Origin of the sequence: Agrobacterium sp. P15N1-A (assembly GCF_044626815.1) — a bacterium.
In the GTDB taxonomy this organism is placed as follows: Bacteria; Pseudomonadota; Alphaproteobacteria; order Rhizobiales; family Rhizobiaceae; genus Agrobacterium; species Agrobacterium leguminum.
In genome coordinates this window covers 95,047-115,198 of the sequence record NZ_JBIUPF010000009.1, presented here as the reverse complement: position 1 = coordinate 115,198, position 20,152 = coordinate 95,047, and the positions used below count along the sequence as shown (strand labels likewise).

The 20,152-nt window shown below is 60.1% G+C and carries 15 protein-coding genes and 1 pseudogene; all 16 read right to left on the bottom strand.

Features of this window, described 5'->3' with window-relative positions; genetic code table 11:
- Window positions 1–24: 24 nt before the first annotated feature.
- On the bottom strand, window positions 25–1,137 hold the full coding sequence (locus ACIK7D_RS24960) for a TRAP transporter substrate-binding protein (protein WP_400157775.1): 1,113 nt from the start codon (window positions 1,135–1,137) through the stop codon (window positions 25–27).
- A gap of 68 nt (window positions 1,138–1,205) precedes the next feature.
- Window positions 1,206–2,714 carry a TRAP transporter large permease subunit gene (locus ACIK7D_RS24955; protein ID WP_181424064.1) on the bottom strand — a complete coding sequence of 503 codons (1,509 nt, stop codon included), beginning with the start codon at window positions 2,712–2,714 and terminating at the stop codon, window positions 1,206–1,208.
- Between the two features lie 15 nt (window positions 2,715–2,729).
- The gene (locus tag ACIK7D_RS24950) at window positions 2,730–3,278 is read right to left on the bottom strand and encodes a TRAP transporter small permease subunit (protein WP_080820225.1); all 549 of its coding nucleotides are present in this window, start codon (window positions 3,276–3,278) and stop codon (window positions 2,730–2,732) included.
- A gap of 309 nt (window positions 3,279–3,587) precedes the next feature.
- Window positions 3,588–4,514: an MYG1 family protein gene (locus ACIK7D_RS24945; RefSeq protein WP_400157774.1), complete on the bottom strand. Its 927-nt coding sequence runs from the start codon at window positions 4,512–4,514 to the stop codon at window positions 3,588–3,590.
- Between the two features lie 157 nt (window positions 4,515–4,671).
- Window positions 4,672–5,848: pseudogene (locus ACIK7D_RS24940) on the bottom strand (acyl-CoA dehydrogenase family protein).
- Window positions 5,849–5,974: 126 nt separating this feature from the next.
- On the bottom strand, window positions 5,975–7,060 hold the full coding sequence (locus tag ACIK7D_RS24935) for an LLM class flavin-dependent oxidoreductase (protein WP_400157773.1): 1,086 nt from the start codon (window positions 7,058–7,060) through the stop codon (window positions 5,975–5,977).
- Between the two features lie 108 nt (window positions 7,061–7,168).
- Complete coding sequence (locus ACIK7D_RS24930; protein WP_400157772.1) at window positions 7,169–8,302, bottom strand: LLM class flavin-dependent oxidoreductase; 1,134 nt, start codon at window positions 8,300–8,302, stop codon at window positions 7,169–7,171.
- Window positions 8,299–10,017: a dipeptide ABC transporter ATP-binding protein gene (locus ACIK7D_RS24925; protein ID WP_400157771.1), complete on the bottom strand. Its 1,719-nt coding sequence runs from the start codon at window positions 10,015–10,017 to the stop codon at window positions 8,299–8,301. The genes ACIK7D_RS24930 and ACIK7D_RS24925 overlap by 4 nt, the downstream gene beginning before the upstream one ends.
- Window positions 9,996–10,841, bottom strand: coding sequence for an ABC transporter permease (locus ACIK7D_RS24920; protein WP_137454406.1), 846 nt, complete (start codon window positions 10,839–10,841; stop codon window positions 9,996–9,998). Before ACIK7D_RS24920 ends, ACIK7D_RS24925 begins: the two co-directional genes overlap by 22 nt.
- Window positions 10,838–11,848, bottom strand: coding sequence for an ABC transporter permease (locus tag ACIK7D_RS24915; RefSeq protein WP_400157770.1), 1,011 nt, complete (start codon window positions 11,846–11,848; stop codon window positions 10,838–10,840). Before ACIK7D_RS24915 ends, ACIK7D_RS24920 begins: the two co-directional genes overlap by 4 nt.
- A 38-nt stretch (window positions 11,849–11,886) precedes the next feature.
- The gene (locus ACIK7D_RS24910) at window positions 11,887–13,542 is read right to left on the bottom strand and encodes an ABC transporter substrate-binding protein (RefSeq protein ID WP_080820238.1); all 1,656 of its coding nucleotides are present in this window, start codon (window positions 13,540–13,542) and stop codon (window positions 11,887–11,889) included.
- Between the two features lie 335 nt (window positions 13,543–13,877).
- A complete protein-coding gene (locus ACIK7D_RS24905; RefSeq protein ID WP_400157769.1) occupies window positions 13,878–16,283 on the bottom strand; it encodes a molybdopterin-dependent oxidoreductase in 2,406 nt (801 codons plus the stop codon).
- A 38-nt stretch (window positions 16,284–16,321) separates the two neighbouring features.
- The gene (locus ACIK7D_RS24900; protein ID WP_400157768.1) at window positions 16,322–17,698 is read right to left on the bottom strand and encodes an FAD-binding oxidoreductase; all 1,377 of its coding nucleotides are present in this window, start codon (window positions 17,696–17,698) and stop codon (window positions 16,322–16,324) included.
- A gap of 115 nt (window positions 17,699–17,813) precedes the next feature.
- Window positions 17,814–18,416: a 2-hydroxychromene-2-carboxylate isomerase gene (locus ACIK7D_RS24895; protein WP_400157767.1), complete on the bottom strand. Its 603-nt coding sequence runs from the start codon at window positions 18,414–18,416 to the stop codon at window positions 17,814–17,816.
- A gap of 12 nt (window positions 18,417–18,428) precedes the next feature.
- Window positions 18,429–18,998 carry a TetR/AcrR family transcriptional regulator gene (locus tag ACIK7D_RS24890; RefSeq protein ID WP_400157766.1) on the bottom strand — a complete coding sequence of 190 codons (570 nt, stop codon included), beginning with the start codon at window positions 18,996–18,998 and terminating at the stop codon, window positions 18,429–18,431.
- Window positions 18,999–19,047: 49 nt separating this feature from the next.
- Complete coding sequence (locus ACIK7D_RS24885) at window positions 19,048–20,076, bottom strand: ketopantoate reductase family protein (RefSeq protein WP_400157765.1); 1,029 nt, start codon at window positions 20,074–20,076, stop codon at window positions 19,048–19,050.
- Between the last annotated feature and the right edge of the window lie 76 nt (window positions 20,077–20,152).

Below are 20,152 nucleotides of genomic sequence, written 5' to 3'. Positions count from 1 at the left end.
GGCCTCGGTAAAGTCTATGTCGGCTTATTTGCCGGCCGTCTGCATGGCATAGCCGTAGCTGTCATAGGTATATTCGGCGACGCGGAACCATTCGAAGCTCTCGTCGCGGAACTTCTTCCAGCCCGGATAGATCTTGGCCCATGCGGGATGCTTCTGCGTGTACTCGTCATAAAGCTCGAAGGTCGCCTTGTAGGCGGCGTCGAGCACATCGCGGGGCAGCGGGCGAAGCTGCGTGCCCTTGGAAACCAGCGAGCGGATCGCATCCTTGTTCTTGACGTCGTACAGCGCCTGCATGTTGATGTTGGCGGCCTTGCAGGCGGTGTCGAGCGCTGCCTTGTATTCATCAGGCAGTGCTGCATATTGGTCCTTGTTGACGAAGAAGTGGATCGTCAGCCCACCTTCCCAGAACGCGGGATAATAGTAATAAGGCGCGATCTGGTAGAAGCCGAGCTTTTCGTCGTCATAGGGACCGACCCATTCCGCGGCATCAATGGTGCCCCGCTCCAGCGCCGGATAGATGTCGCCACCCGGAAGCTGCTGCGGCACCGCGCCAAGCTTGGCGAGCACCTGTCCGGCGACGCCGGCAATACGCATCTTGAGGCCCTTGATATCCTCGAGGCTCTTGATCTCCTTGCGATACCAGCCGCCCATCTGGGCGCCCGTCGCTCCACCGGGAATGCCGATGACGCCGTAGTCGGAAAGGAATTCGTTGTAAGCCTCGTTGCCGCCGCCATGATAGAGCCAAGCGTTCTGCTGGCGGGCGTTCAGGCCGAAGGGGATGGTCGAACCGATGGCGAATGTCGGATCTTTCCCGGTGAAATAATAGCCGCAGGTATGGGAAATCTCGACGGTATTGGCTTTTACGGCGTCGATGGCCTGCGCGCCGGGAACGATTTCACCCGCCTGGAAGACCTGGATTTCGAACTTGCCGCCCGTAATGGCCTTCAATGCATTGGCCATGACGACGGCGCCGCCATAGATCGTGTCCAGATTGTTCGGGAAGCCGGACGTGAGACGCCAGCGAACGGTTGGCAAAGGCTGGGCTATGGCGGGTGTCGCAAGTGCCGAAGCAGCCGCAGCAGCCCCTGCAAGTACGCCGCCCGACAAGAGTTGTCTGCGACCTGGGTTGACCTTCATAGATTACCTCCTCCTATTGAACGTCAGCGATTTTTGTTGCGGCGGGCGCTTTTGCGCCCGGCCGATTGTTATGGGGTGGCCGGCTTTCCGAAGCTCGGTGCGCTGTTGCCGGGTGCCGAGAAAGGATTGGCGAAGGGATCGGCGTCCGTTCCCGCACTCGGCATGGGAACGTTGATATGGACGGACGAAGGATCCGCCACCTTGGCGCCTGACTTGTAGTGCATCACGATGCCGGGGAAGGCGATGATGATGACGACCATCGTCAGCTGAATGAACAGATAGGGGATGGCGCCCAGATATATCTGGGACGAGGTGACCGGCTGGATGGTCTGTCCCGTGATCCGGTCCTTATAGGCGCGCGTCGGTGCGACGGACCGCAGGAAGAACAGCGAGAAACCGAAGGGCGGGTGCATGAACGACGTCTGCATGTTGACCGCCAGCATCACGCCAAACCAGATCAGGTCGATGCCAAGCGCATCGGCGACCGGCGCCAGCAGCGGGATGATGATGAAGGCCAGCTCGAAATAATCGAGGAAGAAGGCCAGGAAAAAGACCAGCAGGTTGGCGACGATCAGGAAGCCGATCTCGCCGCCCGGGATCGATGTCATCAGATGCTCGACCCAGACGTGGCCGTTCACGCCATAGAAGGTCAGGGAAAAGACGCGCGCGCCGAGCAGGATGAGCAGCACGAAGGACGACAGCTTTGCCGTGGCGTGCAGCGACTGCTGGATCAGGCCGAAATTGAGCTTGCGGTTGGCAAGCGCAAGGGCGAGCGCCCCGACGGCACCCATGGCCCCGCCTTCCGTGGGAGTGGCGATCCCGAGGAAGATCGTGCCGAGCACGAGGAATATCAATACGAGCGGCGGCACCAGCGAGGTGATGACCTTGAGCAGCAGCTTGGTGCCGCGCAGGGTCCGCGCCTCCAGCGGCAGGGCTGGGACTTTCGTGGGGCTGATGATCGAGGTCACGATGATATAAAGCGCATAGGCCGCCACGAGCATGAGACCCGGAACGAGCGCGCCCTTGTACATGTCGCCCACCGAACGGCCGAGCTGGTCGGCCAGCACGATCAACACGAGGCTGGGCGGGATGATCTGCGCCAGCGTGCCGGAAGCCGCGATCGTGCCGGCGGCGACCTTGCGGTCATAACCATAGCGCAACATGATGGGAAGCGAGATGAGGCCCATCGAGATAACCGAGGCGGCGACGACGCCGGTGGTGGCGGCCAGAATTGCCCCGACGAAGATGACGGCAAACGCGATGCCGCCACGAACCGGTCCAAACAGCTGGCCGATCGTGTCCAGCAAATCCTCCGCCATGCCGCTCTTTTCAAGAATGAGCCCCATGAAGGTGAAGAACGGTATCGCCAGCAGCGTTTCGTTCGACATCTGGCCGAATATGCGATCGGGAATGGCCTGGAACAGCGTGGCTGGCAGCAGGCCGAGTTCGATCCCGATGAAGCCGAAGAAAAAGCCGACAAAGGCCAGGGCGAAGGCCACGGGATAACCGAGCAACAGCACGATGATGAGCGCCGCAAACATGATGGGCGCGAGATTTTCCGCAATGAATGCCATTATTGTTTTTTCCTTCGATCAGAGCATTGCCGCCGCGGCGTCAGCCTCGGCAACCGGATCGGGGATATCGCCGCGCAGGATCGCGACACGCTTGATGAGTTCCGAAACGCCCTGAATGGCGAGGAGGCTGAAGCCAATCGGTATCAGCGCCCAGACGGGCCATTGAATGAGGCCGCCCGTGTTGTTTGAAACCTCACCGGAAGCGAGCTTCTGCAGAAACACCGGCCAGGAAAGATAGACCGTGATGAGGCAGAAGGGCATGAGAAAGAAGATGGTCCCGAGAATATCGACCCACAGCTGCCCTTTGCGCGGAAGATTTCCGTAGACCAGATCGACCTTCACATGCTCGTTGTTAAGAAGCGTGTAGGCGGCGGCGATCAGAAACACGGCGGAAAACAAATACCACTGCGATTCAAGCCAGGCGTTGGAGCTCATCGAAAACGCCTTGCGCATGGCGGCGTTGATGGCGCTGATGAAAATAGCCGCGAGAAGCAGCCAGGAAATGCCTTTGCCAATGGCTGAATTGGCGGCATCGATGGCGCGCGAAACGGCCAACAGAAACTTCATGATATCCTCCCCGAAAGCGGCCGCGTACTCCTCAATACGTGTGTGACCGCCATAATTCGGGCAGGATAACCACGGCGGCCTGACGCTCAAGAGCGCGCGCCGGCGAATTTCCTGAGACGTACCGAGAACTGGGTATGGGCGAGATCAAAACCCGCATCGGGGCTTAATTTCGCCTCCCGCTGCCGGCCCAAATGCGTGATTGCACCTGCCAGAAAATCACCGGGCGAAGCCTATCGGAACACCGGCCGTCGGTTCAAATCCGTTTAAACCGCAAGATGCAGGCCACCCGCACGGTCGGCTGCCATGTCACTATTTGGCTGCGGTCGCCTCTTTTACCGCCAGCTCCGCCATGGCGAGTGCGGCATCGCGGGTTCTGGCCGCTGCGACAAATCGGCCGTTGTGGCAGAAGCTCGCGCCTTCGACGCCGCAAACCGCTTCCAGATCTGTGTCCGTCAGGCCGGCCCAGGCCGCCGGCAGATCAGCCCGCAGTTCAAAGCCTTCATCCGCGCGGCGGATGCCGGTCAGGCACCAGTCGTTGTTGCGTGGATGAACGACGAACAGCAGATGGTCGGCACCCGCCTTCTTGATGGCGGGCCGAAACGGCATTCCCATCGGCAGTTCCAGAATATGTCCCTCGCCGGCATCCACGATAGCCCGGCTTACGAGCGCTTCAGCCCGCAATTTCGCGGCGCTGTTGGCGATCTTTGCCTCCACGAAGCTGCGGGCGATCGCCAGCGCAGCGTGGAAACTGCGATTGTCCGCTTCGGGATCTGTCTCGTCGAAAACAGGTTTCAGAGTTTCCAGCAACACGGGCAGGGTCAGTCCGGCGAGTGCCCCCGCGGTGGATGGGCTGAGCGCGCCATTGTCGACCAGATCGACCGGCAGCACGAAGCTCGCATCGAAAGAGGCGTGAATGGTTTCGATATGGTCTTCAGGAACGCCGAAGGCGGCGAGATAATCGCGGCCGAAATGCTTCCAGATCAAGCCGAACGAACTATAGGGCTGATCGTCCTCCCGCAACGGTGCGCCGCGCTGGTGGTGATCGAAGGCGCCCGTCGCCGCGTCATAAACACCGCCGACGTCATAGACGATGCGGTCCGCGCCGGGTGCGATCCATTCGGGCGCCCTGCTGCGGATCAGGCGTGCCTGCGGGAAAAGCCGGGTCAGCACGACGCTCGACAGCAGTTCGTCGGCATGGAAGCCACCGGAATGGGTGACGAGGAAGTCCGGGATCATGTCAGGATGCGCCTTGTTGCTTGCGGAAGCTCCGCCTGGGAGTGGCACCTGATACCCTTTGCCGGACGGCATCTCAACCCGCCATTCGCAATGGAGGCTAAAAGCAACGATATGCTGGACGTCGTGATTTGAATGAAAGGCGGTTTGTCACCGCGTTTCAAGCCGTCTTCAGGATCGACAGGTTGGGTGCCGACCGGTCATTCTCGCTCGTTTTCCAGCGGTCAAAGGCGGCGCGTCCGAGAATGGCGACCGAGGTGTCCTCCTGGGGAGCATGGACGAGAACCGACTGGATATCGCGGAAATGCCGCTCAAGGCCAAGATCGGCGTTGAGGCCGGGATTGCCGATGCCGCGAACGGCTATCTGGACGGCTTCGCGGATTTGCCTGCCGGCGAGAAGCCGGGCCCTTATCAGGTGTTCGGCGTCGCCGATATGGTTTGCGAGCGCGCCAAAGATGATCTGCCGGGCGCCGGAGACCAAGAGGTCGATCTCGCCCGAAAGCGTGACAAAACGTTCTGTCCGCGCAATGGGGTGGCCCAGATTGGCGGGCACGCGTTCATGGGCGAAGTGAATGAACGCTTCCTGAGCGGCCTCAGCCGCACCCAGATAAATTGCGGTCAGGGCAAGCGTCATCGCCGCGTGGCCGCGATTATCCTGCTGGGCAACGGAGGGATCAACGAGTTCCAGCACATTTTCTGCCGGGATTTCAACCTCGGTATATTCGACGTCGTGCGAACCGGTCGCCCGCATGCCGAGGCTTTTCCAGTTTTCTATGATCTTGATGCCGGGCAGGCCGTTGGGCACGACGAAGGTGCCGACGCGAGCCTGAGCCTCATCGGTGTGCGCCCAGACGAGGAAGTGCGTGAGGCCGTGTGCGCCCGTCACGAAGCGCTTGCGGCCCCGTGATCGACCAGCCATTCGCCGTCCGGTGCGCACGCGTGGCCGGCAATCCGCCACGGGCCGGCGAGCCGAGCTCGGGTTCCACACGGGCGGCGTTCAGCAGCAGTGGCTGGTGTTTGGCCCTGGAAAGAAGGTCCCTGTAAAGCCCGTCGGGCCAATGGTCCTTCGCGGCCTGTCCCAGATGAGTGAAGATCGTCATCGCGCTGATGAGCGCCACAGAGGGATCGCCGCGTCCCAGCGCCGCCAGAATATGGGCCGCGGTGCTCAAGGTTCCTCCCGGGCCGCCGTAACGCGTGGCCACGGTGCTTTCGAGAAGTCCAGCCTGATGAACAGCGCGAATACCGGTCCAGGGAAACTGACCGGTTTGATCCGCATCCGGTGCGGCTTCGGAAACGGCGCGCACGGCGGCGTCAAGTGCGGTGGGATCGTAGGACATGCGGTAACGGCTTTCTGAAGGTCGGCGGGCGGGATCATCCGTTGCGGGCGTGGATGATCCCGGGAAGAAGAGGTGGATGGGTCCGACGGCGTGGCCGGACCGCCGTGATCAGGCGGCTGCCTTCTTCTATGCCTCTTCGCGTTCACGAATGCCCTCGCGGACGAGGGGCAGGATGTATCGCCCGTAGTCGACGGCATCGTTATAATTGTCGTATCCACGGATCGAAATCAGATCGGCGCCGAGATCGATATAGTCGAGAATGGAGTCGGCGATGGTGCGCGGCGATCCGACCAGAGCGGTTGTTGCGCCGCTTGCATTGGTCGCGGTGACCGTCGGATACCACAGTGCGCGGTCATGGACATCGCCGCGTTTGGCGATATCGAGCAGGCGCTGGGAGCCGATATTGGCGGGTGGTGTTGCGTTGACCGGCGCGCGGGAAAGACCCTTCTGACGGTTCTCGTTCAGACGGTCGAGAACCCTGTGCGCCTTATCCCAGGCCAGCTCATCCGTTTCAGCCACGATCGGTCGGAAGGTAACCCAGATGCGCGGGCGATCGGTCCGGCCGGCTTTTGCGGCCTCGGCATAGATACGGTCGATCTGCTGCTTGGTTTCAGCCAGCGGTTCGCCCCAGAGGCCGAAAATATCGCACAGCGAGCCGCCGATACGATAGGCGGCATCCGACGAACCGCCGAGCGAAATCGGGATCAGGCCGTTGGTGGGACGTACGGCGCTGCGGAACTGCTTGAACTGGTAATATTTTCCATCGAAATCGAATGGCTCGGTCGAACTCCAGGCAAGGCGGAGAATACGGATATATTCTTCCTGGCGTTCGTAACGCTCTTCCTTGTTGAGGAAATCTCCCTCACGAGCCTGCTCTTCGTCGCTGCCGCCCGCGATGAAGTGGACGACGACGCGGCCACCGCTCAACTGGTCGAGCGTGGCGAGGGATTTGGCGGCAACCGTCGGATAAACGGTGTTGGGCCGGAGCGCGACGATGATCTTGATGTTCTTCGTATGCGCAAGCACCGTTGCGCCCAGTGTGAAGGGATCGAACGAGGAAGAGGAATAGGGAATGAGCGTGTAGTTGAACCCGTAATCGTCCAGCGCACGCGCATAACGTTCCAGGAAGAGCGGATCGACCGGAGCATCCGGGATGGGGTTCAGATCATTGGACGCGTTGGGAAAGCTGACGCTGATGAATTCCGCAGCCATGGGAGCTCCTTGGTGTTTCTGGGTGTCGGGTAAAAGCTAAAGCCGGCATGGCATATGAGGAAGACAGGTCTTTCTATTTCTATGGAAAATGTAGAAAATATTGCCTGACTACGCTGGCGGTCTAGAACCCTGCATTGCCGCCTGTTCCGGCCCTTGCTGATCGGAAGCGGGTTTCCACCCCAGAGAGGGGGCAACCGTTGTCGCAAGATCGGTGAGCAATCTTATGTTTTCGGGCAATCCGAAAGCGGGAGGCAGAAACAGGACGAGTTCATCTGCGGCTGCCAGTCCGGGGTCGCTCAACACCGTCTCTATGACCGCATCCGGTGTGCCTTGAAAGACCGGAGAAATCAGCGCGCCAACCGGCTGGCCAGCAGGAGCCAGCGCACCCTTTGGGCGTGAGGCGGCAATTCCCGCCGTGCGGCGCTCAAGATCGTAGGCCGCGTATTTCTCTCTCAGCTCCGGAGTGGTGCCGACCAGAACGGAAGCTGCAACGGCGACCGGCGGCGGCGTCGTTTTCCAGATGCGCAGCCAGTGGGTGCGATAGGTATCGATGATCCGCGCCTGATATTGACCGAAAGTTTCGCCTTCGGCCTGATCGTGAAGGACGGTTCCTGAAATCAGGCCAATCCCGAGTTCGGCGGCCTGTATCGCTGAATCGAGGCTGGCGGAGCCCTGGCGGATACGGCTGCGCAGGGTGGGACTATGTGGCGTTACCCGCAATTCGGCTCCCGCAGGCGCGCCAATGTCTCGCTCGGTAACAGTGTGCAGAACATCGCCGGCAATGGCGGCGAGGAAGCGCGACTGGCGCCGTCTTGCCTCTGTCCGGGCATCGGTATCGACGGTTCCGAAAACGGCATCGAAGGCGCCGTTGGCTCCGGTCGAAATGGCGAGCTCAAGCCGGCCGTCGATCAATAGGTCGGTCGTTCCCGCCGCCTCGGCCAATAGGATCGGGTCCTGATAACGCATCGGGATGACGGCGGAGCCAAGTGTGATGTGCCGCGTATGCTGACCGACTGCCGCAAAGAAAGGTAACGGGGAAGAAAGATAATGGTCGAAGTGACGCTGATAGGCCCAGCCTGACTGATAACCCAGCCTTTCCGCCTGCCTGAACAATTCTATGCCCTGCCGCAACCCCTGTGCCGGACCGTCATCGTCGTTGAACGACACCCGCGTATTGAAGCCAAGCCGCTGTTTCGGTCGAAACAACGCGGGAAGGTCGCGGGAAGCTGCTGCAATATTCATGCGAGTTGCTCCTTCCGCAGAGCGTGCCGGACCGCGGGAACGCGAACTGTCCCGGCAATGCCTGACGGGATGGAGTTCAGCAGCGACGCGGTATATTCGTGTCTCGGATTGCCGAAAATCTCGGTGACGGCTCCATGTTCGACGATGCGTCCCCGCTGCATCACCGAAACGCTGTGCGCAAGTTGCCGGACCAGGGCGAGGTCGTGCGAAACGAAGACATAGGTCAGGCCGAGCTTGGCCTGCAGCGACAGCAGAACCTCGACGATGTCAGCCTGAACGCTGACATCAAGAGCGGATGTGGGTTCGTCCAGCACAATCACATCCGGTTTGAGGACCAGCGAGCGGGCGATCGCCACACGCTGACGCTGCCCGCCGGAGAGGGCCGATGGTTTGCGCTCCAGGAGGTGCTCGCTCAGGCCGACATTCGCGAGAGCTTCCCGTACCCGCTCGGAGCGCTCTTTCGGCGTCCCGATCTCGAACCGGTCGAGTGGTTCACGAACAAGCTGCCCCACCTTCCATGTCGGGTCGAGTGACGTAAACGGGTTCTGGTAAACCAGCTGAAGATGCCGCCAGACGGACCGGAGCGAAGCCCGGCTTTTGCTCGTGACGGTCTCGTCGGCAACCGTGATCGTGCCGCTTTCCGGCTCTTCGAGCCCCAGCAGCAGGCGGATCGTCGTCGTCTTGCCGGAACCGGATTCGCCGACGAGGGCATGGGTTGTGCCTGCCGGAACCGTAAACGAAATATCGTCCACCGCCGTCAGGGTTTTGCCATCGACGGTGAAACGCTTGGTGACGCCGCTGACGGCGATCTTTGGCGATTTGTCGCTCTCGAGAAGGCTGAACCCCGGATCGCGGAATTTGGCATAACGCTCCGGGTTGAGCGCGGGCACGTCGCCATGGAGCTTTTTGGCATAGGGTGAGGAGGGGGAAGAAAAAACGGCCGACGTCCTGCCTGCTTCCTGCACGACTCCGTTCTTCAGCACGACGAGATTGTCTGCCCTCTCCGCCGCTATTGCGAGATCGTGGGTAATGAGAAGCAGGCTGATGTTCAGCTCATCCCGCAGGCGGGAGAGAAGATCGAGGATGCGTTTCTGGATCGTTACGTCCAGCGCCGAGGTCGGCTCGTCCGCCACCAGCAGGGCAGGACGCGGCAATATTGCGAGCGCGATCAGCACGCGCTGCAGCATCCCGCCGGACAGTTGATGTGGATAGGAATCGTAGACCCGTTGCGGATTGTCGAGACCCACCTTGGCGAATGTTTCGAGAATAAGTGTCTTGCGGATCGAAGGGTTGGCCTCTTCCGTCAGCGCCGCGGCCTCCAGCGCCTGCGAGCCGATTGTTCTCACGGGATTGAGAGAGTTGCCGGGATCCTGCGGCACGAAACCGATTTCGCGGCCCCGAAACGGCCTGAAGCGCCGTTCCGGCAGTGCGAGAATGTTCTGCCTGTCGAAAACGACCTGACCCGTGGCGTTCGCACCGTTGGGAAGAAGCCGCAGCACGGCTTTCGCGATTGTCGATTTTCCAGAACCGGATTCCCCGATGAGGGCAAGGCTTTGGCCGCGCCCGATTTCGAAACCGACATTATGGACGACTTCCTGCCGCCCGTAGGAAACGGCAAGATTTTCGACCGCAAGGAGGGGCGTTGCGTGTTGCGGAGACGCTGCCACGAACTCGGAAAGGACTGGCGCTGTTTTCAGTGCGATTTGCGAAGCCATCGGCTGATCCTGTTGACAGAGAGGACGGTCACGATCGTAACGAACGCGGGCGCATAAACGAGCCAGGGCCATTTGAGGTAGTCCTTGCCGATTGAAATCAGCAGGCCCCAGTCGGAAGAGGGTGGCGGATCGCCGTAGCCGAGGAAGGCGAGGCTGGCGATCACCAGAATAGACTCGCCGAATTGCAGCACGGCCAGCGGCAGCATCGAGCGGGATGCGTTTGGAAGGACGTGTCTGAGCACGATGTAGCGGCGCGAACCACCCGAGAGAAAAGATGCCTCCACGAAGGTCGCCTGACGGGTCTTGATGACCTCGGAGCGAGCCACGCGGGCGAAAAAGGCGATGGCCGATATGCCTGTCGCAATCGCCGCATTGATCGTTTCGAAACCGATGGCCGTGACGATGATGACCGCGAGCAGGAACTTCGGGATGGACAGCAGCACGTCGACAAAACGCGCAAAGACGATATCCACCCAGCCGCCGAAAAATCCGGCGAGCAAACCGATCAACCCGCCGATGAAGACGCCGATGACGACAGCGACCAGAGCGCTCGATACGGATGAAGCCGTGCCATAAACGACCCGTGTATAGAGATCGCGCCCCAGATGATCGGTGCCGAACCAGTGTGCAAAACTTGGCGGAAGAAGCTTGTCGGCCGGAACGCCGTTGATCGGGCTCAGACTTGTGAAGAGCTGCGGTGCAATCGACCAGGCGACGACGATGGCAATGACGAGGAGGGAAAGGGTAACCGTTGCAGTGATGTTGAGAGCCTTCAGCTTCTCGAACGGATTGCTGCCGGAGACCGGGCTGGAGATAAGGCTCATGGTTTGGCCCCCGTTTCAAGGCCAAGAGGGGTGTCGTCGACGGTTGCCAGACGACGTTTTCGGCCAACGATAATTTTCACCCGCGGATCGAGCAGCGGATAGAGAAGATCGGCGATGAGGTTGACGACGACGAAGACCACGGCTCCCAGCGAGACGATGGCCTGCAGGACCGGCAAGTCCTGCGTGCTGACGGAGCGCTGTACGAGACTGCCGATGCCGGTGCGGCCGAACACGGTTTCCGTGATCAGCGAGTTGCCCAGAAGTTCGCCCACGGTCAGGGCGATAACGGTTACCACCGGCAATGAGGCGGGCTTGAGCAGATGTGTCGTGAAAAGCCTTCTCGGCCCGATGCCGCGGCTGCGGGCAACCGCTGCGTAATCCTGCTCGGCCTCATGATCGAGATTGGCAATCAGAACTTCCGCGATCTGTGCGGAAAACGGTATGCCGATGGTGATCGCCGCAAACAGCGTCGCCCAGAAGCTGTCGGGCTCGATGACCCGAAACAGCCTGAGCTGAAAACCGAAGAGGTGGATCAGAAACAGGCCGATGACGAAATTAGGTGTCGACAGGAACAGAGATGGGAAAGCGCGCAGCAGTCCTTGGCCGTAACGCTTCGGCACGACCTGTGTGCCATAGGCAACCGCAAAGGCGAGGATCAAGGCGACCGTTAGCCCGGCGGAGGCCAAAACCAGCGTCGATGGCAGCACCTCGGCAATGAGTGTCGAGACCGGTCGGTTGGAGCGCATGGAAATGCCGAGGTCGCCCGTCAGGAATGCCGACAGGGAGTGCCAGAGCTGCACGACGATCGGCCTGTCCAGCCCCTGTGCAGCAATGATCTCGGCGATCTCCTGCTCGGTGAAACCGTTCTGCGGGTTGCGCAGAACGCTGGTGATCGGGTCGCCAGGCAAAACGCTGACGACCACGAAGGTGAAGACATAGGCCAGAAGGATGACGACGATCGCCTGGCCGAGCCGCTTTGCGGCATAGGTTAGGTAGGCATTGCTCATGCCGTCACCTCCTTGACGTTACTCGGTGGGTGCTCGCCTCATTCGGCAATGAACGCTGTGTAATAGCTGGCGTAAGCGACACCGTTATAGACTTCGCCCTTCAGCTTCGGCGATTGCACGTAAATGCGCTGAACGATTTGCGTGCGCGGTATGAAGTAGCCCTGTTCGAGCAGATATTTCTGCAGGCTGTCCAGAAGCGGCTTTCGGTCTTCGACGGAACCTGCACCGGCGATTTTGTCGCGCAGATCGTTGAGCGTCGCATCGCGCTCATCGAGTGCAAACCAGTTCTCGCCATTGTTGGCGTTGGTCAGGATGCTGGCAACCGTGCCGGCATCGATGAAGCTGCGCGTGACTTCATATGCGGGAACTGCGGCGCCGCCGAATTTGACCTTCTCGCCATAGGTCACGACATCATAAGCCCTGATGTTGACCTTCCATCCGAGCCGGCCGAGCTGCTGGGCAATCAGCTCATCGACGGATTTCGAAGTTGCCAGGTAAGGATTGGAATGGATCGTCAATTCCAGCGGCTTGCCGTCTTTCACCCGCACGCCGTCCGCGCCCTTGACCCATCCGGCTTCGTCCAGAAGCTTCTGCGACTTGTCCGGGTTATAGGCGAGGAGATCGCTGTGATCCGTAGCGCCGGGGACGTTGCTCTGGATGAACGACGTCGCAAGCTTCCAGTCCTGCGTATAGACGGTGTCGATGATTTCCTGACGGTTGATGCCTACCTGGAGTGCTTGGCGCACCTTTACGTCATCATAGGGCTGTAGCTTGGTGTTGACGGCCCAGCCGTTGACGAAGCCGAGATAACGCGGGGTCGCAACAGTGAAGCCTTCTTCCTTCAGCGATTTCAGTTCCTGGGGCGAGGCGTTGTAGGCGACGTCCGCCTGACCGGACTGAACGGAGGCGACGCGAAGGGATGGCTCCGATACAAGTTTGTAAGTGATGGTATCGAGATAGGCAGGGCCGGTATGGCCGACGGCGGCTGGGCCCCAATTATAATCCTTGCGCTTGACGAGGGTGACATGGTCGCCCTCTTTCCAGGACTCCACCACGTAAGGTCCGCTGCCGGCGGTCTTGCTGAGATCTGCCTGCGCGCTTGCGGGCTGGGCGATGCTCTTGGGGGAGATCAGGATGGAACCGTGATAGCCAAGCGTTGGAATGAAACCCAGCGTCGGCTTCTTGAAGAAAACCTTGACCGTCGTCGCATCAACGGCTTCGGCGTGATCGTAGGTCTTGGGGAAGAGGCCGATCGGGTTGATCCCCTCGTTCTTGCGGCCGGCATACCAGATGTCGAGATTGGCGACGACGGCCTTCGCATCAAGCGGTTCGCCATCCGAGAAAGTCACGCCGCTTTTGAGGTGGAGGGTGAATTCCGTTGCGGTGTCGTTCTGCTCCCAGCGTTCGGCGATCCATGGGCTGACCTTGCCTTCGGCATCGACGTAAAGCAGCTTATCCGTGACATGACCCCATATGTGGCCCTGGAAACTGGAGATGGCGCTGTTGTTGGGGATCCAGGTGTCACCCAGTGAATCGATCAGAAATGTGATGTCACCGCCATCGCGCGGCGTATCCGCCGCCAGTGCGCTCAGAGGTGCCGCTGTCGATAAAAACAGCGAGGCGGAGACTGCCAGAGAGGCCGTGAAAAGCAGCCGGCGACGCGACAGGGAGAATGAGAAAGAACGTCTTGTCATGATATGATCCTGAAAAATTCAAAGTTTTTCGTTGCAATTTCGGCATCTCCTGCGGATGCACATGCGCCGGCCGTCATTGGCAGCAGGCATGTCAAACCGTTGCCGCGCCGGCCTTTCAGCCGAGCGGGAGAATGCTTGAATTCATTGGGCAGTCGGGTTGGGCGTCGCGAGGGTTAGCGAGCGGCTCCTGGGAGTTCGCTTGGCTGAGGAGCGCGCCCGCTTCTACATATTCCAGTCATGACGCGGTGCCTCCTTGCGTGTTTATCTTGCCCATAAACTAGCAGCCGGGCGTGAGGGAGAAAGACTGGTTATTCTTTTTCTATCGATTTAGTGAATTATTTTATCGCCATTTTGCCGACTGTTTGGATTGGCGTTTCAGACGCCCTTGAATTGCCGTCTCGCTCCGGCGGTCGATGATGGTCTGGCGACGAAGACGCTCTGCCACGTGGCGTAAATGTCATGGCTTCGAAAACCCTGACGGGCGGCAAGTCGCCGGTGAAAAGCTCAATATCCACCTTCGCAATCTGGCCGGTCGAACCCTGCGACAGTTTCGAAGTGCCGATATCGCGGGTCAGGACATTGGGATTGCCATGGATGCAGATGGAATTGTCCACCGCGGCATCCTGTGGCTCGAACCATGCGCCGGTGGCAAGCTGCATCACACCCGGCATGACGTCTTCACTGATGACGGTGCCAGCGAGACAGTTGCCGCGCGCATTAAAAAGCCTGACGATATCGCCGTCAGCTATTCCGCGGGTCAAAGCGTCGGCCGGATGGATACGGACGGGCTCCCGATCCCTGATCTTGGTCGAACGGCTGAAATCGCCATAGTCCAGCTGGCTGTGCAGACGTTGATACGGCTGATTGCAGACAAGATGCAGGGGATGGAGGCGGGCATCATCGGGCGTCTCCATTCTTGGCGGATACCAGCGCGGATGACCTTTGCAGTCATCATATCCGAAGCTCTCGACAGTCTCCGAAAAGATTTCGATTTTTCCTGACGGTGTCGCCAGCGGCTTCGTCCCGGAGTCGTGAAGGAAAGCGCGCGCCGGGCCACCGTCGTCTGGCTTGACTGGAAGGAGCAGCTCCCCTCGCTTCCAGAAGGTCTCAAAGTCCGGTGCGTCGTGGCCGCCGGCCGCAAGCGCCTGACGGGTCGTCTCGTACAGGAAGGCGAGCCATTCTCCGCTGCTGCGGTTTTCGGTAAAGGCATCGAACCTGCCAAGTTCCCGCGCAATCCCGGCGAATATCTCATAATCGTCGCGTGCTTCGCCAACGGGGGCGATCAGCCGCTTCATGGCGATCATCAGGGGATCGCGATCGGCAGCGCCGATGTCGTCACGTTCAAGCGTGGTCGTGGCGGGTAGCACGATATCGGCGTGCCGGGCGGTCGAAGTCCAGGCCGACTCGTGGACGATGATCGTTTCAGGACGGCGGAAAGCGGTTCGCAGCCTGTTGATATCCTGATGATGGTGAAATGGATTGCCGCCCGCCCAATAGACAAGCCTGATATCGGGATAGTGAAGCGTGTGCCCGTTGTAATGGAACTCGGCACCGGGATTGAGCAGCATATCGGCGATGCGTGCACAGGGAATATAGTCCGGAACGGGGTTCTTGAATTGCTGCAGCGTTGGCAAGGGAACGGCGAGCAGGTTCTTGCCGATATTACCCAACGTGCCGAGGGAGTAGGAAAATCCGCCGCCGTCCAGTCCGATTTGGCCAAGCATGGCGGCAAGGACAATGCCCATCCACACCGGCTGTTCGCCATAATCGGCCCGCTGAAGCGAGTGGCTGACCGTAATCAGGGTTCTCGAACTCGCCATCTTTCGCGCCAGCTTGCGGATCGTCTCCGGGGCGATGTTGCAGATTGCGGCCGCCCATTCCGGGCTTTTGTGCTGGCCGTCCTCCCTGCCAAGAAGATAGTTCTCGAACCGGTCATATCCAGCCGTATAACGGTCCAGAAACGCCCGGTCGTGCAGCTCTTCGGTGACGAGGACGTGCGCAAGCCCGAGCATCATCGCCACGTCCGTACCGGGAATAATGGGAAGCCACTCGGCACCCGCATCAGCGGGAAAATCGTCCGCCAAGGGGCTGATGAATGTGAAATGCGCACCGCGAGCCCTCGCGCCGGCCAGTTTCTGCCGGACCGTGTGCGTGCTGATCCCTCCACCGTGGACATCGGCGTTTTTGATCGCCATCCCGCCGAAGGCAAGCACCAGCTCGCTGCTGCGTTCGATCGCATCCCAGGTCACGCTCTTGCGGTCGAAGCTGTCATACGGTCCAAGCACATGGGGGATTATAACCATGGCCGCGCCGGAACTATACGTGTTGACGGACCGGACATATCCGCCAAGAACATTCAAAAAGCGGTGAATCTGGCTCTGTGCATGATGAAACCGGCCGGCGCTCGACCAGCCATAGGAGCCGCCGAATATCGCGCTCGGGCCATGATGGTCATAGACCCGTTTCAACTCATCCGCGACCAGCCTCGTCGCTTCGGCCCAGCTGACTTCGACATAGTCGTCAGCGCCGCGTCGCTGCGCGTGGCCGGTCTCGCGTTCAAGCCAGCCCCGCCGGACGGCAGGCCTCCGGACACGAACCGGGCTATGGGCCACCGCCGGAATATTGCCCAGCAGTAGTGAGGGGTGAGGGTCATCCGGGTGAGGCTCTATCTCCAGTCGCCCATTTGCAAAGCGTCCGGAAAATGCGCCCCAGTGGGAACTGTGAGTCTTGAAGGAATTCATCGCATGGCCTCACGATCATCGACTGCAAAGTGGCAATTCTAGTTCGGCAGGATTTTCCCGGGATTCATGATGCCGGCAGGGTCGACCGCATGTTTGATGAGCGCCATCAGCTCGACCGCGTCGCCATGTTCCTCGCGCAGATAAGCGATCTTGCCGGTGCCGACGCCGTGTTCTCCGGTCGAGGTTCCGCCGACGGACAGCGCGTATCGCACCATCTTCTTGTTGATCGCCGCCACTTCGCCGAGTTCTTCCGCATTGCCGGGATCAACCGCGAAGACGACATGATAATTGCCGTCGCCGACATGGCCGAGGATAGCCGCCGGTACGCTGCAATCTTTCAGAAGTTCGCGGGTCTTCAATATGCAATTGCTGAGCTGCGAGACCGGAACACAGACATCCGATGACCAGCCTTTGGCGTTTGGCCTCTGCGATACGACAGCATAAAACGCATTATGCCTCGCTTTCCAGAGACGGTTGCGATCTTCAGGCGCATTGGCCCACTCGAAATCCTTGCCCCCATTTTCTTCCACGATGGCGGATACCATGTCGACCTGCTCCTGAACGCCGGCGGGCGAGCCGTGAAACTCGAAAGCCAGCGTATCCTCTATCTTCAGGTCCAGCCCGGAATAGGCGTTGACGGCCCTGATCAGGCCACGGTCCATAAGCTCCATGCGGGCGACCGGGATGCCAAGCTGCACGACCTGAATGGCCGCCGCCACCGCCTGTTCGACGCTCTCGAAAGAGCAGAGCGCCGCCGAGATGGTTTCCGGAATTCCGTAGAGACGAAGCGTTATTTCGGTGATGATCCCCAGCGTTCCTTCCGAACCCACGAACAGCCGCGTCAGGTCATATCCGGCGGAAGATTTTCTGGCGCGGCCGCCGGTTTTGATGATCTGACCGGTCGGCAGCACCACTGTCAGCCCGAGCACATTTTCCCGCATCGTTCCGTAGCGGACGGCATTGGTTCCCGAAGCGCGGGTTGCAGCCATGCCGCCAATCGAGGCGTTTGCGCCGGGATCGATGGGAAAGAACAATCCCATGTCGCGCAGATATGTGTTCAACTGCTCCCGCGTGACACCGGCCTCAACCGTGCAATCCAGATCTTCACTGCTGATACGGGCGATCTTCGACATGCGCGAAAGGTCGATCGAGACCCCGCCATTGACAGCCGTCAAATGCCCCTCAAGCGAAGTGCCAGCGCCGAAAGCGATGACGGGCACCCCCTCCGCCGCGCATAGCCGCACGATCTCGGATACCTCCGATGTGGTTTCAGCGAAAGCGACCGCATCGGGAAACACGGCTGCATGATGCGCTTCGCCGCGCCCATGCTGCTCGCGCAGTGTCAGCGACGTTGAAAGACGCTCCCCGAGGAGGTTCCGCAGCGATTGGATGAGAGGAGGTGAGAGGTCAGGCATAAGAAAATTCCATGGGAATCTGGCAGCAGAATGCTACAGCAGACTTATAAGCATTGAAGGCGAAGCGCCTTGCCCGGCAGATCGCCAGTACTGTCTCCGCCTTCTGGCGGCGATATCAGGCGGCGAGCTTTTCGCCCCTGAGATGACGCTCGAGGAACGGAAGGCTGTCCTGCCCCCAGTAGAGCTCATCCTGATAGCGATAGGTCGGCACCCCGAACACACCGGCTGTCCTGGCCGCCTCAAAGCTGGCCTTTTGCAATGCCGCAACCGCATCGCTTTGGCCGTGCTCATCAAGCGCGGCACTATCAAAGCCTGCGGCTATCGCAATCGCCCGGCGGACGTCCGCCTTGCCAATGTCTTCCCCGCGAACCCAGAAGGCTTCCTGAAGCGCAGCTGCCAGCTTCAGCCAGTCCTCGTCCGTTTCTATCGCCGCGGCAACCATCAGGCCGGCCGGTGAGGGATCCGAGAGAGCGGCGCGATTGTCGAAATTCAGCACTTTTCCGCGCAATGCCGCCCAGCGCTTCAGATCCCTGATCCAGTAGGCGCGTCTGGCCTCCGGCCGGTTTCGCGAATAAATGCCGCCGTTTTCCTCGATCAGCGGAATGACATGGGGGCGGATCGTGGCGCCCTGTTCTTTCGCCAGCGCAGCAAACGGTTCAAGACCGATGAAGGCCCAGGGAGAGCCGATGCTGAAAAAATAATCGATCGTCTTTGTCATTGTCTGCTGCTTTCAGTTGGGTTGATCGGTGGAGGCGGCCGTGTCGAAGACGGAGAGCGCACAGTCACGCGCAATCAGCACCGCTTTGGGATCGCGCCCGACGGCGACGGTCGCTAAGGCCCCTTCGTAGAGAAGCGAAAGATGGGCGGCGGCAATCTCCACGGTGCTGCCGGCTCTTGCAAGAACAGCGGCAAACACGTCCCTGACCTTCGCCTTATGGGCACGCGCAACGACCACGACGCGCTCGGATTCGCCATGTTCCGCAACCGCAAGAGCGAAGGCGCAGCCGCGAAAATCCGGGCTGTCGGCCTTTTCGTGGAGCTGCTCGAAGATCAACCGGATCTGCTCCTTCGGAGCCATGTCCGCATTCAGCACTTTCTCAAGCGAATAGATCACGCGCTCATGACGCGCTTCCAGATAGGCCGCAACGAGGTGATCCTTCGACGGGAAATGCCGATAGAGCGTCGCCTTTGCAACATTCGCCTCTTCGATGATCCGATCTATGCCGACAGCCCGGATGCCCTCTCGATAGAAGAGCGTGCCAGCGGCGGCGAGGATATGGTCTGATATGGCTTCTCGCATTATCGTTTCACACTGTCGTTTCAAAAGTCGCACTGCTACAGGCCGCCGCTCATGAAGAAGCGGCGGGATTGGCATGCGCCGTCCGGTCCGGGGCGGCGATGAGAGACGTGATTGCATCGAGTGGCAGCGGCTTTGAAAACCCGCCCTGATGCGCCAGTTTTCCGGCAAGCGTTTGAACGGCTTGGTTATAGGGCGTCGGAACATTGTGAAGCCGGCCCAGCAGAACGATTTCGCCGTTGAGGAAATCCACTTCGCTCGAGGCTCCGCGCCTGAAACTCTGCCATGTCGATTGCTGGCCCGGATGAATTCCGCTGTTCGGCGCCACCCGCCAGTTCGAAATGTCGACGGTTCGCTCGGAGGGCGAGGCTAGGGTGTAGCCTGCCGCTTCCAGCACATGACGGGCCTCATCCACCAGAGCCGCGCTGACCCTGTCGTTCAGATCGGCCGGACCGTCGAAAAGTTCGAGGACGTTGCGAACGTTGTGAAGGAGCTTCGCTGCTTTCCAGCGGCGAATATCGTCGCTTGCCTCGGCTAGATATCCAGCCCTGTTCAGGTCCGCCGCGACCTGCGCGGTTACGTCATCCTGTCCAAGCGGGAAGCGCCCGACTGTCACGATGCCCAATTGCGGTTCGCCGCCCACCACCACCTTGCCGGTTTCGGTGAACCGCGCCGGTGTCAGAATGCTTGCACCATAGACCCGGGCAAATGTTCTCAGGGCATTCGCTTCTGTCGCCAGTCCGTTTTGAAAAGTCACGACAGGCAGGTTTACCGCTGCCGGTGTTGTCGTGTTCGAGACGCTTTGCCAGGACCAGAAGGCGAGCGCGCTTACGGCATCCTGAGCTTTCACCGTGAGCAGGAGGATATCGTCCGGCGTCAATTCCGGAAGATCCGTCAGGTCGAAAACCTTCAGATCGATCTGCCGCGTCTCCGCGGGGCGCTGGAAAGTGAGGCCATGCTGCCTGATATGGCTGATCTGGGCGCCCCGTCCGAAAAGCGCATAGTCAATGCCGGAAAGTGCGAATTGTGCTGCAAGGCTCGCGCCCACCGCGCCGGCGCCAATGATAACGTAACGTGGCATCTGTCGTTTTTCGTCCTGTCTTTTACGCCCCGGATTTTCCGGAGGATTTCGGTTATTGATTGGTTCGGCGGTCGGT

Excerpts from the sequence above, each read along its gene's own strand:
- ACIK7D_RS24960 (WP_400157775.1), bottom strand. The coding sequence starts at position 1,137 with ATGAAGGTCAACCCAGGTCGCAGACAACTCTTGTCGGGCGGCGTACTT.
- ACIK7D_RS24950 (WP_080820225.1), bottom strand. The coding sequence starts at position 3,278 with ATGAAGTTTCTGTTGGCCGTTTCGCGCGCCATCGATGCCGCCAATTCA.
- ACIK7D_RS24945 (WP_400157774.1), bottom strand. The coding sequence starts at position 4,514 with ATGATCCCGGACTTCCTCGTCACCCATTCCGGTGGCTTCCATGCCGAC.
- ACIK7D_RS24935 (WP_400157773.1), bottom strand. The coding sequence starts at position 7,060 with ATGGCTGCGGAATTCATCAGCGTCAGCTTTCCCAACGCGTCCAATGAT.
- ACIK7D_RS24930 (WP_400157772.1), bottom strand. The coding sequence starts at position 8,302 with ATGAATATTGCAGCAGCTTCCCGCGACCTTCCCGCGTTGTTTCGACCG.
- ACIK7D_RS24925 (WP_400157771.1), bottom strand. The coding sequence starts at position 10,017 with ATGGCTTCGCAAATCGCACTGAAAACAGCGCCAGTCCTTTCCGAGTTC.
- ACIK7D_RS24920 (WP_137454406.1), bottom strand. The coding sequence starts at position 10,841 with ATGAGCCTTATCTCCAGCCCGGTCTCCGGCAGCAATCCGTTCGAGAAG.
- ACIK7D_RS24915 (WP_400157770.1), bottom strand. The coding sequence starts at position 11,848 with ATGAGCAATGCCTACCTAACCTATGCCGCAAAGCGGCTCGGCCAGGCG.
- ACIK7D_RS24910 (WP_080820238.1), bottom strand. The coding sequence starts at position 13,542 with ATGACAAGACGTTCTTTCTCATTCTCCCTGTCGCGTCGCCGGCTGCTT.
- ACIK7D_RS24905 (WP_400157769.1), bottom strand. The coding sequence starts at position 16,283 with ATGAATTCCTTCAAGACTCACAGTTCCCACTGGGGCGCATTTTCCGGA.
- ACIK7D_RS24900 (WP_400157768.1), bottom strand. The coding sequence starts at position 17,698 with ATGCCTGACCTCTCACCTCCTCTCATCCAATCGCTGCGGAACCTCCTC.
- ACIK7D_RS24895 (WP_400157767.1), bottom strand. The coding sequence starts at position 18,416 with ATGACAAAGACGATCGATTATTTTTTCAGCATCGGCTCTCCCTGGGCC.
- ACIK7D_RS24890 (WP_400157766.1), bottom strand. The coding sequence starts at position 18,998 with ATGCGAGAAGCCATATCAGACCATATCCTCGCCGCCGCTGGCACGCTC.
- ACIK7D_RS24885 (WP_400157765.1), bottom strand. The coding sequence starts at position 20,076 with ATGCCACGTTACGTTATCATTGGCGCCGGCGCGGTGGGCGCGAGCCTT.